The following is a 13,018-nucleotide window of genomic DNA, read 5'->3' on the forward strand; positions in this document are numbered from 1 at the left end:
CGCACTGCACCCCGCTGGCGCGGCAGGACGTCGGACGTCTGCGCTGGCCTGAATGACGAGCACCACATCCGGACAACGCTGGCAGCGACACCCAGCCGCACTTGCGCTGGAGGCTCCGTGGCGACATCCATGCCGCCAAGAGTCCTGCAACCAGCGAGGACACAGCGTCGGACAGTTGCCGGTTGTTTCGTTGAAAACCACGCGCGCCGACCATCTCGACTGGTCCTTGCCCGCTCACCGTCGCGGGACCTTACGCGGCATGGATGCCGCGTAAGCGCCCACAGGGACGTACTTGCGGCGTGTCCTGCCAGGGTGGCGGGCGGGCCCTGCAACCAAGCCGCAGACCAGCCGCTCTACAACAGATCTACCAGCGCGTCCCAAACATGCGCTTGTCCATCCGCAACATCACCAATCGTAGTGGCGTCCACGCCAGGCACAGGCCGGCGAGGATGCCCAACGTATCGGCCAGCGCATCATAAGGATCCGCACTGCGATTGGTGGTCAGTGCGCCTTGCGCGATCTCGATGCCGATCCCCAGCAGCACCAATCCGAACGCTGCAGACAACAGCGCGCGGCGGGTGGCGAACAGCTGCACCGCCCCCCAGCACAACAACGCGAACGTCAAAAAATGCTCGGCCTTGTCGCTGTTGGACGGTAGTTCCGGAAACTCCGGCGGCGGCCCCATGCACACCGCAATCACCGCCAGGATTGCGGCGATCCACAGGCCTAGCCACAACCATGGTCGCTGGAATGGACGCAGCGCCGGGCTCACAACCGCCATGTGAGATCGCCCGCCAGAAATGCCGGCGCAAAATCGACATCGCGCGCAAAACCCATCACCTGGAAGCGCTCGCCCATTTCGCTGGGCAAGGTCAGCCGCTTGATCTGCTCACGCAACCGCATGCGCCCTACTTCGTCGGTGCGCGTGTCGGCCTGCGCCAGCAACGCATCCAGTCCGTTGCCGAGCAGAAAACTCGCTTGCGTGCAGTAGCCGGCCAGCTCGAAACCGGCCCCGGTGCCGGCCTCGGCCAACGCGGTGAAGTCCACCGATGCAGTCAGATCCTGCAGGCCCGGCCAGCGATACACATCCTCATGCATGCGATGGCGATAGAACGCGCGCAAGGTGCCGTCCTCGCGCTGCGCACGATAGAACTCGCCACGCGGGTAACCGTAGTCGACGAACAACATCGCACCGCGCTTCAGACCGCCAGCCACTGCCTGGATCCAGTAGGGCAACTGCGGCAGCAACTCGGAGCGATAACCATCGGCGAAGGGCTGCTCCAGATAGCGTCCCAGATGCCGCACCGCCGCGCCCAGCAATGCATCGGCCGGCTGCTCGCCGCGCGCGAATTGCTGCTGGGCATCCAGCACCACGGTTTCCTCATACACCTCGCCATCGCGCAGCGTGAAGCGCGGCGTGGGCAATGCATCGATCACTTCGTTGGCGAACAGCACGCCATCCCAATCGTCCGGGAACGGACCATCCAGCCACTCGACCAGATCGAAGACCGGCGGAATCAGGCTGCGTCCCAACCGCTCGCGCTGACGCTCGCGCAGGTCGGCGCTGGGTTCCAGGATCGCGTAACGCTCCGGTAACGCATCCAGCTCGAGCAGGCGCTTGAGCGTGACTTCGGCGAATGCGCCGCTGCCGCCGCCCACTTCCAGCACGCGCGCCTGCGGCCCGAGCTGCTGCAGCACCGGCGCCAGCGCGCCGGACACGGTGGCCGCGAACAAGGGGCCCAGCTCCGGTGCGGTGACGAAATCGCCAGCCTCGCCGAACTTGCTGGAGCCGGCGCTGTAATAGCCCAGACCTGGCGCATACAACGCCAGCTCCATGAAACGCGAAAACGGAATCGCACCACCGGCGGCGGCAATCTCGGCGCGCAGATGCGCGGCCAGCCGGTCGCTGTGCGCCAGGGCGTCCGGATCGGGAGTAGGAAGATCGGCGTGCATGCGGGCACCGGTTGCGGGGACAATGCACAGGATAGCCGAGCCCTTTGCAACGCCGAGCGAGTACGCCATGACAGACAGTTCCAAGGTGGTGTTGATCACCGGTGCAGGTCGCCGTATCGGCGCGCAGATCGCCACCACGCTGCATGCGGCCGGCTACCGCGTTGCCCTGCACGCGCACCGCTCCGGCGAGGCGATCGGCACGCGCGTAGCCCAGTTGTGTGCCCAGCGCGCCGGTAGCGCACAGGCCTTGCATGCCGATCTGCGCTTGCCGGAGGCGCCGGTGCAGCTGGTTGCCGACTGCATCGCCGCGTTCGGCCGCCTGGATGGCGTGGTCAACAATGCCTGCGCGTTCTATCCCACCGCGCTCGGCGCAGCGACAGCGGCGCAGTGGGACGAGTTGTTCGCAGTCAACGCGCGCGCGCCGTTTTTCATCGCCCAGGCCGCCGCCGCGCAGCTGCGTCAGCACCACGGCGCCATCGTCAACCTCACCGACCTGCACGCGCAGCAGCCGATGCGCAATCACCCGCTGTATGGCGCATCCAAGAGCGCGCTGGAAATGCTCACCCGCTCGCTCGCACTGGAGCTGGCACCGGAGGTCCGCGTCAACGCGGTCGCGCCCGGTGCGATTCTGTGGCCGGAAGAGGGCAAATCCGCAGATGCCAAGCAGGCACTGCTCGCGCGCACGCCGCTGGCACGCATCGGAACGCCAGAGGAAATCGCCGAGGCGGTGCGCTGGCTGCTGGACGACGCCGGCTTCGTTACCGGCCACACCCTGCATGTGGACGGCGGCCGCCAGCTCAGTTGAGCTGCAACGACGCTACCGCGCCACATCCAGCGCCTGGGCCGCATCCAGCGCCACCGTCGTAAACGCGATGCCGTACTGCGGATGCGCCTGCCATAACGCGGCCAGGGTCTGCCCGCTCAGCGGGTCGACAAAGTCGGGCGCGATATCGGCCAGCGGCTTCAACACGAAGGCATGCTTGAGCTCGGGCCGCGGGATGCGCAGATGCCCGGGGCCTTCGACGATGCAATCGCCGAAGAACACCACATCCACATCCAGGGTACGGTCGCTGAAACGCGGGCCGCTGCGATCGCGGCCGTGCGCATCTTCCAGCGCATGTAGCCAGTGGTCCAGCGCAGCCAGGTCCATGTCCGTGTCCAGCGCCACGGCGTTGTTGACGAAGTCCGGCCCGTCGAAGCCTACCGCCGGCGTGCGATACGCCGGGGAGATGGCAAGTTGGCCAAAGCGCGCGCGCAAGGCGTCGACGGCCAGGCGCAGGTAGTGGGTCGGCTGGACGTTGCTGCCGAGGCTGAGAAGCACGGTGGTCATGCGGTATTCGCGCATGCGGCCAGCGTGGGCGTCAACTGTTGCAATCGTGCCGCACCTGAGCCCCCCGCCCGCAGCGCGCCAAACCCTGGCTTCAGGCCACTTCCAGCGCATGCGCCACAGCGCGGAACACCCGGCGCATCTCCAGCGGTTTGCGCAGCACATGCACCGGGATATCCGGCGGGAAGTGCGAACGTTGCAGCGGCGCGCCGACATCTTCGAGCACGATCGCCGGGCCGTGATAGCCCAGCTCCTGCATGCTCAACAACACGCTCACTGCCGAGAGCTGGATGATGTCGCTGTCGATGATCACCAGGTCCGGCATCGCGTGCTGCTGCACCAGCTGCAGCGCCGCCGCACCATCGGTGGCCAGCTGCGGTTGATAACCCTGGCTGGACAAGGCGTTGCCCAGCAGCGACAGGCGTGTGGCCTCGCCATCCACCAGCAGGATGCGCTGCCCATGCCCCAACGCCAGCGGTGGCTCGGTGTCGGCAACCGTCACCGCGGCCCCACGCATCGGCACGATCATGTCGAAACGCGTGCCCTCGCCCAGGCGGCTGTCGACCACGATGTTGCCGCCGTAGCTTTCCACGATGCGCTTGCAGGAAATCAGCCCCAGGCCGGTGCCATCGGCCTTGGTGGTGAAGAAGGGACTGAACAGGCGTGCGCGGGTGTCCTCGCTCATGCCCACGCCGGTATCGGCCACGCTCATGCGCACGCGCGTGCCGTCGTGGCGATCGGCCGACAGGGTCAACATCCCGCCACCCGGCATCGCCTGGATCGCGTTCAAGCCCAGGTTGAGCAGGCACTGCTGCAGCTCGGTGTAGTTGGCCTCGATGGTCAGATCCAGCGGGATCGTGTCCATCTGCAGGCGCACGCCATCGGGCAGGCTGCTCTTGAGCAACATCTGCACCGCCTGGAACAGGCTGGCGATCGACACCTGCTCGCGCGGCTTGTTGGAGCCACGCACGAACGAGAGCATCGACTCGGCCATCTCATGCCCGCGCCGGCCGCACTCGGCCACCACGTTGGCCAGCTGGCGCAGCTGCGGATCGTCGGTGCGTCCGGCCAGCAGGTCGGGCACGATCAGCAACGGCTGCAGGATATTGCGCAGGTCGTGGCTCAACCCGGCCGCCAGCATCGCCAGGCTTTCCAGCCGCTGCGCGCGCATCAGCTCGCTCTCCACGCGCTGCCGCTCCAGGTCCGCCCGCGCCTCGCGGATCGCGCGGATCACCGCGCTCGGCAGGCGGGTCGGGTTGTGCTTGATGATGTAGTCGTTGGCGCCATCCTGCAGCGCCTTGACCGCGGTCTCCTCGCCCATGGTGCCGGAGACGAAAATGAAGGGCGTGGCGCCGCTCTGGCGCACCAGACGCAGCGCCTGATGACCGGAAAAACCGGGCATGCTCAGATCCGACAGCACGATGTCCGGCTGGAATGCATCCAGTGCCGCACGCAGCGACGGCTCGCTGTCCACGCGCTCGAACGCCGCATCCAGCCCGGCATCGAGCAGCTGATCGGACAACAGCTCGGCGTCTTCCGGTGAATCTTCCACCAGAAGGATCTTCAGCTGCTGCAGTTTGCCCCCCTCATGCAGCATGGGTCAGTCCAGCTCCGGTGCCTGATTGATGACCGCCCAGAAGGTACCGAGCGTCTTGACTGCGTTGAAGAACTGATCCACGTCCACCGGCTTGACCACATAGGCGTTCACGCCCAGGTCCCAGCTGCGGGCCAGGTCGCTCTCTTCGCGCGAGGACGACAGGATCACCACCGGCAGGCGCTTGAGCGACTCCTCGCTGCGGATCTGCTTGAGTACTTCCAACCCGTCCAGGCGCGGCATCTTGATGTCCAGCAGCAACACCGCCGGCAGGCCTTCCTCGCGATCGGCGAAGATGCCCCGACGCAACAGATAGTCCATGGTTTCCACGCCGTCCTCGACGTGCACGATGGGATTGGCCAGGCGGGCTTCGCGCAAGGCATCGACGGCCATTTCCGCATCGGCCGGGCTGTCTTCTGCCAGAAGAATGGTACGGATGGCGGTCATACACTGAACTCTTGGTTGGGCGCTTCAAGCGCAGGGGGAAGCACAAAATAGAACGTGGCGCCTTCGTCGACTGCGCCTTCGGCCCAGACCCGGCCGCCGTGGCGCGTCAGCACGCGCCGCACGCTGGCCAGGCCGATGCCGGTGCCTGCGTATTCGCTGGCCTTGTGCAGGCGCTGGAACACACCGAACAACTTGGCGCTGTATTCCATGTCGAAGCCGGCGCCGTTGTCGCGGACGCTGAACTGATGGCCGCCGTCGGCCATCGGCGTATAGGTGACCTCGATCCTGGCCACTTCGCGCTTGGCGCTGTATTTCACCGCATTGCCGAGCAGGTTCATCCACAGCTGGCGCATCATGTTCTCGTCGGCCACCAGCACCGGCAACGGCGCGATGTGCCAGTCCACACGGTGGCCGGTGTTCTCGCTCTGCACGTTGGAATCCAGGATCGCGCGGGTTTCCGACACCAGCGACTGCATGTCCACCGCCTGCAACCGCAGCGCGCTGCGGCCCAGGCGCGAGTACACCAGCAGATCGTCGATCAGCGACGCCATGCGCCGCGCCGAGCTGCTGATCACTTCCATGTAGTGACGCGACTTTTCGTCCGCCGCATCGCCCAGATGGCGCGCCAGCTTGTCGGAGAATCCGGCCACATGGCGCAGCGGCGCGCGCAGGTCGTGCGAGACCGAGTAGCTGAAGGCCTCCAGCTCGCGATTGACCTCCGACACCTGCTCCACCTTGCCTTCCATCTGCCGGTTGAGCTCCTGGATGCGCAGCTGCGAGGCCTTCTGCAGGCTGATGTCGCTGACCGTCATCAGTACCACGTCTTCGTCGCTGGTGTCCGGCAGCGGCATCCGCCGCGCGTTGATCAACATGGTGCGCAGCACGCCATCGGCGGCGCGCTGCTCGTGTTCGTAATCCCACAACTCGCGGCCGCGCAGCAGCACATCGGCCAGCCGCTGATGGATCTGCGCATCGCGCCACACCCCTTCGCCCACGTCCTCCAGCGCCATCGATTCGTTGCCCCGCTCCTCCAGCCCGTACAACTCGGCGAACGCCGGGTTATGCAGCAGGATGCGCTGACTGGAGTCCAGCAGCACGATCGGCTCGCGCACGGTCTGCAGCACCGACGACGCGCGGCCGTTGGCGCGCAGGTATTCCTGCTCGGCCGCCAGGCGGCGACGGATCTGCCGCTGCAGCAACCAGGTCACCGTGCCCAGCAGCAGCAACTGCACCACCAACGTGGCCCAGCTCAGCACCGTGTAGTGCGCGCGCTCGGTGTCGGCACGCGCGTTGCGCAGCTCCAGCAGCTTACCTTCGGCATCCTGCAACTCGTCGATCAGCACGCGGATCGGGTTGTTCAAGGTCATGTCGTTGATCAGCACACGGATCTGCTCCGGCGCGGTAGTTACCGCAATCCGCTCGGCCAGCAGCAGGCGCCGCTCGATCGTGCTCTGGATGCGCCCCATCCGCACCTGCTGTGCGGGGTTGTCCTTGGTCAGCACGATCAACCTCTGCACCGCAGCCAGCGACTCGTGCCGGCCACGCCGCATGCGCTCCAGCAAGGCCGGGCGTTGCACCCCGTGCGAGCGCATCAAGGCCGCCGATTCGGTATCGCGCATCGCCGCTTCCAGACGCTGGGCGGTCTCCTGCACTTCCTGGCTATGCGACACCCACATCGCAGCCTGGTTGGCGTTGTGCGCCATCTGCTGCAACAGCAACGACGGCACCACCACAATCAGAAACACGGCAACTGCCAGTAATGGCAGGCGCCAGCGATCCCATCTGTCTTCTTGGACCGTTGTCTGCATTGCTAGGTCTGTATCCGCTCGCTGCCAAAGCCCCGAAGGCAAGTCGGCATTGTCTCCGATCAGGCTCAGGATGAGATTAACGATTCAGCCGGATCACTCCCACGGCGACATAGCTGAATGGGCATATGATAAATGCGGCAAATGTGAAAACAACGCGAGCTCCCGCCGCCCGTCGGCCCGCTTGCGTTGCGCATGCAATAAAAAAGGCGCACCCAGGGGGTGCGCCTCGTGCTCGGATCAGCCGCCTCGCCTCGGCTGGCCCGGCATTCGCTACCGCTGCAATTACATCTTCGCAGCAACGACCTTCAGGCCGGTGGACTTGACGCTCTTGACGCCTTCGATGCCCTTGGCAATCGCCACGGCCTTGTCGTGCTCGGCCTTGGTCGCAACCGTGCCGGTCAGCGTGACGATGCCGTTCTTGGTCTCGACCTTGACGTCGGTGCCTGACACGTTGTCGGTCGCCAGCAGATCGGCCTTCACCTTGGTGGTGATCCAGGTGTCGGTCACAGGCTTCTTGGACTCGTTCATGCCGGCGGCATGATCCTTGTGATCGGTGTGTTCCTGCGGCGCGGCGAATGCCTGCGAAGCGCCCACGGTCAGACCCAGCGACAGCGCCACGGCCAGCAACTTACGTACCTGCGTCATGTTCTTCATCCGATATTCCTCCAGTTGAATGTGGCTGAAGTCTGCGGCCGCGCTCGTCGTGCAGGCGTGACTGCCGGATGCAGAGACTGTGAACCCGGCGCACACGGGCGTGTGCAATACCATGCAGGCGTCCTCCATCGTTGCGATGAACCGTTTTCAATGCCTAAACCGTTCAATCTGGCCGTCGTCGGCTATGGCTATGTCGGCCGCACCTTCCATGCCCCGCTGCTCGTCGGCACCCCGGGCCTGGCCCTGCACAGCGTCGTGTCGTCCAAGCCCCAACAGGTACAGGCCGACTTCCCCGATGTGGCCGTGCTGGCCGATCTGGAGACTGCACTGGCCGATCCCGCGCTGGATGCGGTGGTGCTGGCCACACCCAACCAGACCCACGCACCGTTCGCGTTGCAGGCCCTGGCAGCCGGCAAGCATGTGCTGGTCGACAAACCTTTTGCGCTGGACGCGACGCAGGCGCGCGAGGTGGTGGCTGCCGCCGCAGCGGCCGGGCGCATCGTCAGCGTGTTTCAGAACCGGCGCTGGGATGCGGACTTCCTGACCGTGCGCCGGCTGATCGAAGAAGGCCAGTTGGGCGAGGTGGTGGAATTCCATTCGCATTTCGACCGTTTCCGGCCGCAGGTGCGCGACCGCTGGCGCGAAAGCGACATCCCCGGCGCCGGCCTCTGGTACGACCTGGGGCCACATCTGCTCGATCAGGCGCTGCAGCTGTTCGGCGCGCCGCAGGCGATCGACGCAGACCTGCAGCGTCAGCGCAACCAAGCGCGCAGCGACGACTATTTCCACGTCACCCTGCGTTACCCGCGGCTGCGCGTGATCCTGCATGCCGGCTCGCTGGTGGCCGACAGTGGCCTGCGCTTTGCCGTGCACGGCACCCGTGGCAGCTACCTCAAGCACGGGCTGGATACGCAGGAAGACCAGCTACGCGCCGGACGCCGCCCGGGTACCGCCGGTTGGGGCGTGGACCCGCTTCCGGGCACGCTGACCCGCGTCGACGACGAAGGCCGCGTGCACACCCATCAACCCGATACCACGCCGGGCGACTACCGTCAGTGCTACGCCGCGTTTCGCGATGCCATGGCAGGTGCCGGCCCGGCACCGGTCAGCGGCGCCGAAGCGGTGCAGGTGATGGAGCTGCTGGAGCTGGCGCAGCGCAGCGCGGCTTCGGGCCAGGTGCAATGGCTGGAAGGCGCGAGCGCGGCCTCACGCGGCTGATGCATGGCTGATGCACGACTGGGCGCCGGTGTCAGGCGCCGGGCCGATGTTCGGCATCGGCATGGCGTGCTCGCATCCTGCGGCGCCATGTACAGGCACTGGATCGATGCGCCCGCCATCGTCAGCGGGCACGCCAGCAGTCGATGGAAAGACACGTCGCTGCGCGCCCGCCATACAGGCGCGCAGGAGTCGGCGCAACCGCTCAGACGTCCTTGCTGCCGATCGTCGGCGCTGCGCCTGTCGTGGTCTTGACCGCATGACCACCGAACTGGTTGCGCATCGCGGCCAGCAATTTGTCGGTGAACGAATCCTTGTCGCGCGAACGCAGCCGCTCCATCAGCGACAAGGTGATGATCGGCGCCGACACTTCCAGATCGATCGCCTCGGCCACCGTCCAGCGCCCTTCGCCCGAGTCGGCCACGAACGGAGCGATACCGGCCATGGTGGGATTGTGCGCCAGCGCATCGGCAGTGAGATCCAGCAACCACGAACGCACTACGCTGCCATCGCGCCAGATCTCGGCGACCTGGTGCAGATCCAGCGCAAAGTCGCTCTTGTGCTGCATCAGCGCGAAGCCTTCGGCATAAGCCTGCATCATTCCGTACTCGATGCCGTTGTGGACCATCTTGGTGAAGTGGCCGGCGCCGCTCGGGCCGACGCGGCCCCAGCCCTTGTCCGCTGCCGGCGCCAGCGTGGCCAGTACCGGATGCAGCGTGGTCACCGCCGCTTCGTCGCCGCCGACCATCAGGCTGTAGCCTTCCTGCAGGCCCCAGACGCCGCCGCTGGTGCCGCAATCGACAAAGGCGATACCACTGGCATGCAGCAACGCGGCGCGGCGTTGCGAATCCTTGTAATACGAATTGCCGCCGTCGATGACGATGTCGCCAGCCTGCAACAGCGGCAGCAACTGCGCCAGGGTGTCGTCGACGATCTTGCCCGCCGGCACCATCAACCACACCACGCGCGGGCTCGGCAGCGCGGACACCAGCGAGGCCAGCGCATCGGCGGTGACAATACCCTTGGCCTGCGCACTGCGACGCGCGCCTTCGCCCGGATCGTAGCCATGCACGCGGTGTCCGCCGTGCACCAGGCGCTCGGCCATGTTGGCGCCCATGCGGCCCAAACCCACCATACCCAGTTCCATAATCGCTCCTCATGATCTGATCAGTGCAGGGTGCCACGCCCGGCATACGCTGGCATGGCGGAATTCTCAATGGATTGTTCCGCGGCGGTGCCGGCGCCGCACTGCTGCAGCTGCCAGTCGATCCAGCGCCAGTACAAGGTGCTGCGCAGATTGTGCAAGGTCATATCGATGGCATACGGCGTGCGCGGATTGCGATCGAGCAGGCGTGCCACGTGGTACCCGATCGGCTTGATGCCTTTGGGATGCACGTACACCAGAAAGCCCTGGTAGAACGGGTCATCCAACAGGCCTTGCAGCGTTTGCAGGCGTGCCTGCTGCTGCGGGTCGAGCGTGGCGCGCAGCTGCGCATCGCGTTCGTACAGCAGCCGCTCGAAGCGCCGCTTGCCCGGCCCGCGCAGGTCCCTGGCCAGCTCCCAGATCTGCCGGTTGCGCGCGTCGTAATGCGCAAAGCCGCCGTGCAGCGCCAGCGCCTGCGCAGCCGCATCGCTGACGTCCACCACCACGAAGTTTTCGGCCTGGTTGTGGATGTCGTCCAGGGACGACTTGTCGAACACATGCGCGATAAACCCCGGCGCACCGACAAAGGCCTGCCGCCCCAACTGCGCGGTCCTGACCGCCTTGCCGTCGGCGAAGAAATCGCCGGCATGCGTCCCCAGCAGGATGCTGTCGGTGTCGTGCAGGGTCAGAAACGTGCCGATCGACAACTCGCCCGAGGTGAACACCCGGTCGAACCCCGCATCGCCGTACAGTTCACGCTGCGTGGCCAGTTGGGCCACCTGCCGCCCCACACCGCATTCGGAGCGCACCTGGCCGCGATAGAACGCGTCCAGCGCCTGCGCATTGCTGCCACGCGGCTGATAACCACGCCCGAAACTGCGAAAGCCGCCCCAGCCCTGCGATGCCGCGCCACGCCAGCCGAATCCGATCCAGCCCAGTTGCAGCGCCGAAAACCGATAACCGGGGTTGTTCTGCAGCCGTGTGGCTGCACGCCGCGTGGCCGCACCGACTTCGAACGCGTACGCGCACTGCGTGGCCGTGTCGTCCAGCAAGGCCACGAGCGTGGCAGCGCGTTGTTGCGCGTTCCAGCTGGCCGGCAGCGTCAGCCGCAGATCGCCGGCCGCGCGCGCCTGAGCCAGCGAAGCGCGCGTGCAGGGCTCGCCGCGCTGGATCGCCGGCGCACTCGCCGCTGCGTTGCGGATATCCCAACCCAACTGCCGCAGCAAGGCGTCGACGCAGTCCACCGACGCCTCGCGCGCGGCCTCGCTCGGCGTGGCCGAGGCGGCCTGCAGCAGCTGCACAGCGAGCAACGCCGTGGCGCATAGACGCACCGAGATGCGGCCGCGCGGTCTGTGCGACGCAGCGGCAGGTGCAGATGCGGAGGCAAGCCGTATGGATCCCGCCCGCAGTCGCATGCGGTAGCTCTGAACAACACTCATCGATGCAAGGTGATGCAGATCGGCAGCAAGGCGCTGCATCCTCAGACGTAGAAAGCCCCGGAATGACCGGGGCTCGCAGGATTCAATGCATCAGTTTCAGCGACGTTCGCAGACGCGTTCAACCTGACGATTGCCATTGGCTTGCTGGCGGTTGCCCTGGATGGTGCGGCCCGCTGCACCACCAGCGACCGCACCGGCCACGGTTGCCAGCTTCTTGCCGTTACCGCCGCCGACCTGATTGCCCAGCAGGCCACCGATGGCAGCGCCGGCCACCGTGCCGCCGATGCGATTGGGGTCGGTCGAGTTCTTCTGCACTTCGACATTGCGGCAGCGCACGCGCGTACCGTCGCCGAACTTGCGGCCTTCATCTGCCTCGGTATAACGCTGCTGATGCGACCGCGTTTGCGCCTGCGCCAAGGTGCTCGTCGCCATCAACACGATCAGGGACATACCCACAAGGGAATTGCGCATCTTCATCGTCAGTCTCCATCTCGCCCCTTCGGCGAGTCATGGCCCCACTTTCACCACTCGTTCGAGAACGCAACGTGAAGCGCGCAAACGGCTATTCAGGCTCTGGAGCGCAGCCTGAATCGCTCCGTCACGGCTATGTTGCAGGTTCGGTTTGCGGCACCTTGGCTGGCGTCGGCGGTGGGTCTTGCGCTTCCGCCGGCAACGGTGCCACCGGTGGCTGCACGAGCGGTGTTGAAGCCGGTTGCGGCGCCGTGGCCGGCGTGGCGGGCGCCGTGATCGCCTCGCCCGTCTGAGCGCCCGCGGCTGCCGCGGGCACGGAGGTCGCCGGCGCAGATGACACCGCATGGGCTGGCGGCGGCGCAGCAGCTGCAGGCACCGCCTCGGTGACCCTGGGCAGATACGAATTCAGACGCTCGAAGAACCGCTTGTAGAAGGCCGCGTCCTGCACCGTGGTACTGGACACGCGCACCAGCGAATCGCCGCTACTGCCGACCGGCACCGACAGCGAGCCGAGCACGCCGACACCGACGCTGGCCGAGGTCGAACTCTTCTTCAGCGCGTAACGGTCCTGCAAGGCGCTGACGAACACCTGCGCCTTGCCGCCGTCCTGCGTGGCGCAGGAAATGCGCAGATTGAGTTGTTCGCTCTGGTCGGCTTCCTTGAGCTGGAAGTTCTTGCTGCCTTCCACCGCAGCGCCATCGGCACGCGTCACCGCATAGCCCTGGCTCAACAACACCCGGCGCGCGGCCTCGCAGGCCTGCGGCGAGGTGGACGCCACGCTGCGCGAGTAGGTGTCGTCGGAATCGAACGACTCGCGCATCAGCATCGTGTCGCCCTTGCTGCCGCCGCAGCCGGCCAGGGTTGCCAGCGCACCAAGCAGGGCACCGCGCGCAATCAGGGAAGAACAAGACATGGAGACATTCCGGCATCCAAAACCGGCATAGAGCATAGCCGCTACCCATGTGC

At 66.2% G+C, this 13,018-nt stretch carries 13 protein-coding genes; 2 read left to right on the forward strand and 11 right to left on the reverse strand.

The features are described from left to right. Nucleotides 1-364 precede the first annotated feature (364 nt). Nucleotides 365-781: a VanZ family protein gene (locus tag XaplCFBP3123_RS05650; protein WP_104533102.1), complete on the reverse strand. Its 417-nt coding sequence runs from the start codon at nt 779-781 to the stop codon at nt 365-367. Beyond that, complete coding sequence (locus tag XaplCFBP3123_RS05655) at nt 769-2,022, reverse strand: class I SAM-dependent methyltransferase (RefSeq protein ID WP_172453085.1); 1,254 nt, start codon at nt 2,020-2,022, stop codon at nt 769-771. The genes XaplCFBP3123_RS05650 and XaplCFBP3123_RS05655 overlap by 13 nt, the downstream gene beginning before the upstream one ends. On the opposite strand from XaplCFBP3123_RS05655, the gene XaplCFBP3123_RS05660 reads away from it, so the two are divergent. After that, nucleotides 2,021-2,758, forward strand: a complete 738-nt coding sequence (locus XaplCFBP3123_RS05660) for a pteridine reductase (RefSeq protein ID WP_104533104.1) — start codon at nt 2,021-2,023, stop codon at nt 2,756-2,758. The genes XaplCFBP3123_RS05655 and XaplCFBP3123_RS05660 overlap by 2 nt on opposite strands. A gap of 12 nt (nt 2,759-2,770) precedes the next feature. Here XaplCFBP3123_RS05660 and folK read toward each other — a convergent pair whose 3' ends face one another. The 5 genes from folK to XaplCFBP3123_RS05685 all read right to left on the reverse strand — a co-directional run bounded on the left by folK (nt 2,771) and on the right by XaplCFBP3123_RS05685 (nt 7,783). Continuing rightward, the gene (gene folK, locus XaplCFBP3123_RS05665) at nt 2,771-3,283 is read right to left on the reverse strand and encodes a 2-amino-4-hydroxy-6-hydroxymethyldihydropteridine diphosphokinase (protein ID WP_104533300.1); all 513 of its coding nucleotides are present in this window, start codon (nt 3,281-3,283) and stop codon (nt 2,771-2,773) included. A gap of 91 nt (nt 3,284-3,374) precedes the next feature. Next, on the reverse strand, nt 3,375-4,877 hold the full coding sequence (locus tag XaplCFBP3123_RS05670) for an ATP-binding response regulator (protein WP_104533105.1): 1,503 nt from the start codon (nt 4,875-4,877) through the stop codon (nt 3,375-3,377). 3 nt (nt 4,878-4,880) lie between these two features. Then, the gene (locus XaplCFBP3123_RS05675) at nt 4,881-5,321 is read right to left on the reverse strand and encodes a response regulator (protein ID WP_016900854.1); all 441 of its coding nucleotides are present in this window, start codon (nt 5,319-5,321) and stop codon (nt 4,881-4,883) included. Next, a complete protein-coding gene (locus XaplCFBP3123_RS05680) occupies nt 5,318-7,129 on the reverse strand; it encodes a sensor histidine kinase (protein WP_104533106.1) in 1,812 nt (603 codons plus the stop codon). The genes XaplCFBP3123_RS05675 and XaplCFBP3123_RS05680 overlap by 4 nt, the downstream gene beginning before the upstream one ends. 282 nt (nt 7,130-7,411) lie before the next feature. Next, nucleotides 7,412-7,783 (reverse strand): BON domain-containing protein, encoded by a 372-nt coding sequence (locus XaplCFBP3123_RS05685; RefSeq protein WP_172453086.1) that lies wholly within the window; start codon nt 7,781-7,783, stop codon nt 7,412-7,414. A 150-nt stretch (nt 7,784-7,933) separates the two neighbouring features. On the opposite strand from XaplCFBP3123_RS05685, the gene XaplCFBP3123_RS05690 reads away from it, so the two are divergent. After that, nucleotides 7,934-9,001 (forward strand): oxidoreductase, encoded by a 1,068-nt coding sequence (locus tag XaplCFBP3123_RS05690; RefSeq protein WP_104533107.1) that lies wholly within the window; start codon nt 7,934-7,936, stop codon nt 8,999-9,001. Between the two features lie 202 nt (nt 9,002-9,203). On the opposite strand, the gene gnd is transcribed toward XaplCFBP3123_RS05690, so the two are convergent. The 4 genes from gnd to XaplCFBP3123_RS05710 all read right to left on the reverse strand — a co-directional run bounded on the left by gnd (nt 9,204) and on the right by XaplCFBP3123_RS05710 (nt 12,965). Next, a complete protein-coding gene (gene gnd / locus XaplCFBP3123_RS05695; RefSeq protein ID WP_104533108.1) occupies nt 9,204-10,145 on the reverse strand; it encodes a phosphogluconate dehydrogenase (NAD(+)-dependent, decarboxylating) in 942 nt (313 codons plus the stop codon). A gap of 20 nt (nt 10,146-10,165) precedes the next feature. After that, nucleotides 10,166-11,479 (reverse strand): hypothetical protein, encoded by a 1,314-nt coding sequence (locus XaplCFBP3123_RS05700; RefSeq protein WP_253254149.1) that lies wholly within the window; start codon nt 11,477-11,479, stop codon nt 10,166-10,168. Between the two features lie 198 nt (nt 11,480-11,677). Beyond that, complete coding sequence (locus tag XaplCFBP3123_RS05705) at nt 11,678-12,058, reverse strand: glycine zipper 2TM domain-containing protein (protein ID WP_104533110.1); 381 nt, start codon at nt 12,056-12,058, stop codon at nt 11,678-11,680. A gap of 127 nt (nt 12,059-12,185) precedes the next feature. Further along, a complete protein-coding gene (locus XaplCFBP3123_RS05710; RefSeq protein ID WP_172453087.1) occupies nt 12,186-12,965 on the reverse strand; it encodes a DUF2242 domain-containing protein in 780 nt (259 codons plus the stop codon). Nucleotides 12,966-13,018 lie beyond the last annotated feature (53 nt).

The organism is Xanthomonas arboricola pv. populi, assembly GCF_002939945.1.
Lineage (GTDB): Bacteria > Pseudomonadota > Gammaproteobacteria > Xanthomonadales > Xanthomonadaceae > Xanthomonas > Xanthomonas arboricola_A.

What these genes read in the sequence shown, in the direction of transcription:
- gnd (WP_104533108.1), bottom strand. Translation starts at nt 10,145, where the DNA reads ATGGAACTGGGTATGGTGGGTTTGGGCCGCATGGGCGCCAACATGGCC.
- XaplCFBP3123_RS05675 (WP_016900854.1), bottom strand. Translation starts at nt 5,321, where the DNA reads ATGACCGCCATCCGTACCATTCTTCTGGCAGAAGACAGCCCGGCCGAT.
- XaplCFBP3123_RS05650 (WP_104533102.1), bottom strand. Translation starts at nt 781, where the DNA reads ATGGCGGTTGTGAGCCCGGCGCTGCGTCCATTCCAGCGACCATGGTTG.
- folK (WP_104533300.1), bottom strand. Translation starts at nt 3,283, where the DNA reads ATGACCACCGTGCTTCTCAGCCTCGGCAGCAACGTCCAGCCGACCCAC.
- XaplCFBP3123_RS05680 (WP_104533106.1), bottom strand. Translation starts at nt 7,129, where the DNA reads ATGCAGACAACGGTCCAAGAAGACAGATGGGATCGCTGGCGCCTGCCA.
- XaplCFBP3123_RS05710 (WP_172453087.1), bottom strand. Translation starts at nt 12,965, where the DNA reads ATGTCTTGTTCTTCCCTGATTGCGCGCGGTGCCCTGCTTGGTGCGCTG.
- XaplCFBP3123_RS05705 (WP_104533110.1), bottom strand. Translation starts at nt 12,058, where the DNA reads ATGAAGATGCGCAATTCCCTTGTGGGTATGTCCCTGATCGTGTTGATG.
- XaplCFBP3123_RS05690 (WP_104533107.1), top strand. Translation starts at nt 7,934, where the DNA reads ATGCCTAAACCGTTCAATCTGGCCGTCGTCGGCTATGGCTATGTCGGC.
- XaplCFBP3123_RS05685 (WP_172453086.1), bottom strand. Translation starts at nt 7,783, where the DNA reads ATGAAGAACATGACGCAGGTACGTAAGTTGCTGGCCGTGGCGCTGTCG.
- XaplCFBP3123_RS05660 (WP_104533104.1), top strand. Translation starts at nt 2,021, where the DNA reads ATGACAGACAGTTCCAAGGTGGTGTTGATCACCGGTGCAGGTCGCCGT.
- XaplCFBP3123_RS05670 (WP_104533105.1), bottom strand. Translation starts at nt 4,877, where the DNA reads ATGCTGCATGAGGGGGGCAAACTGCAGCAGCTGAAGATCCTTCTGGTG.
- XaplCFBP3123_RS05655 (WP_172453085.1), bottom strand. Translation starts at nt 2,022, where the DNA reads ATGGCGTACTCGCTCGGCGTTGCAAAGGGCTCGGCTATCCTGTGCATT.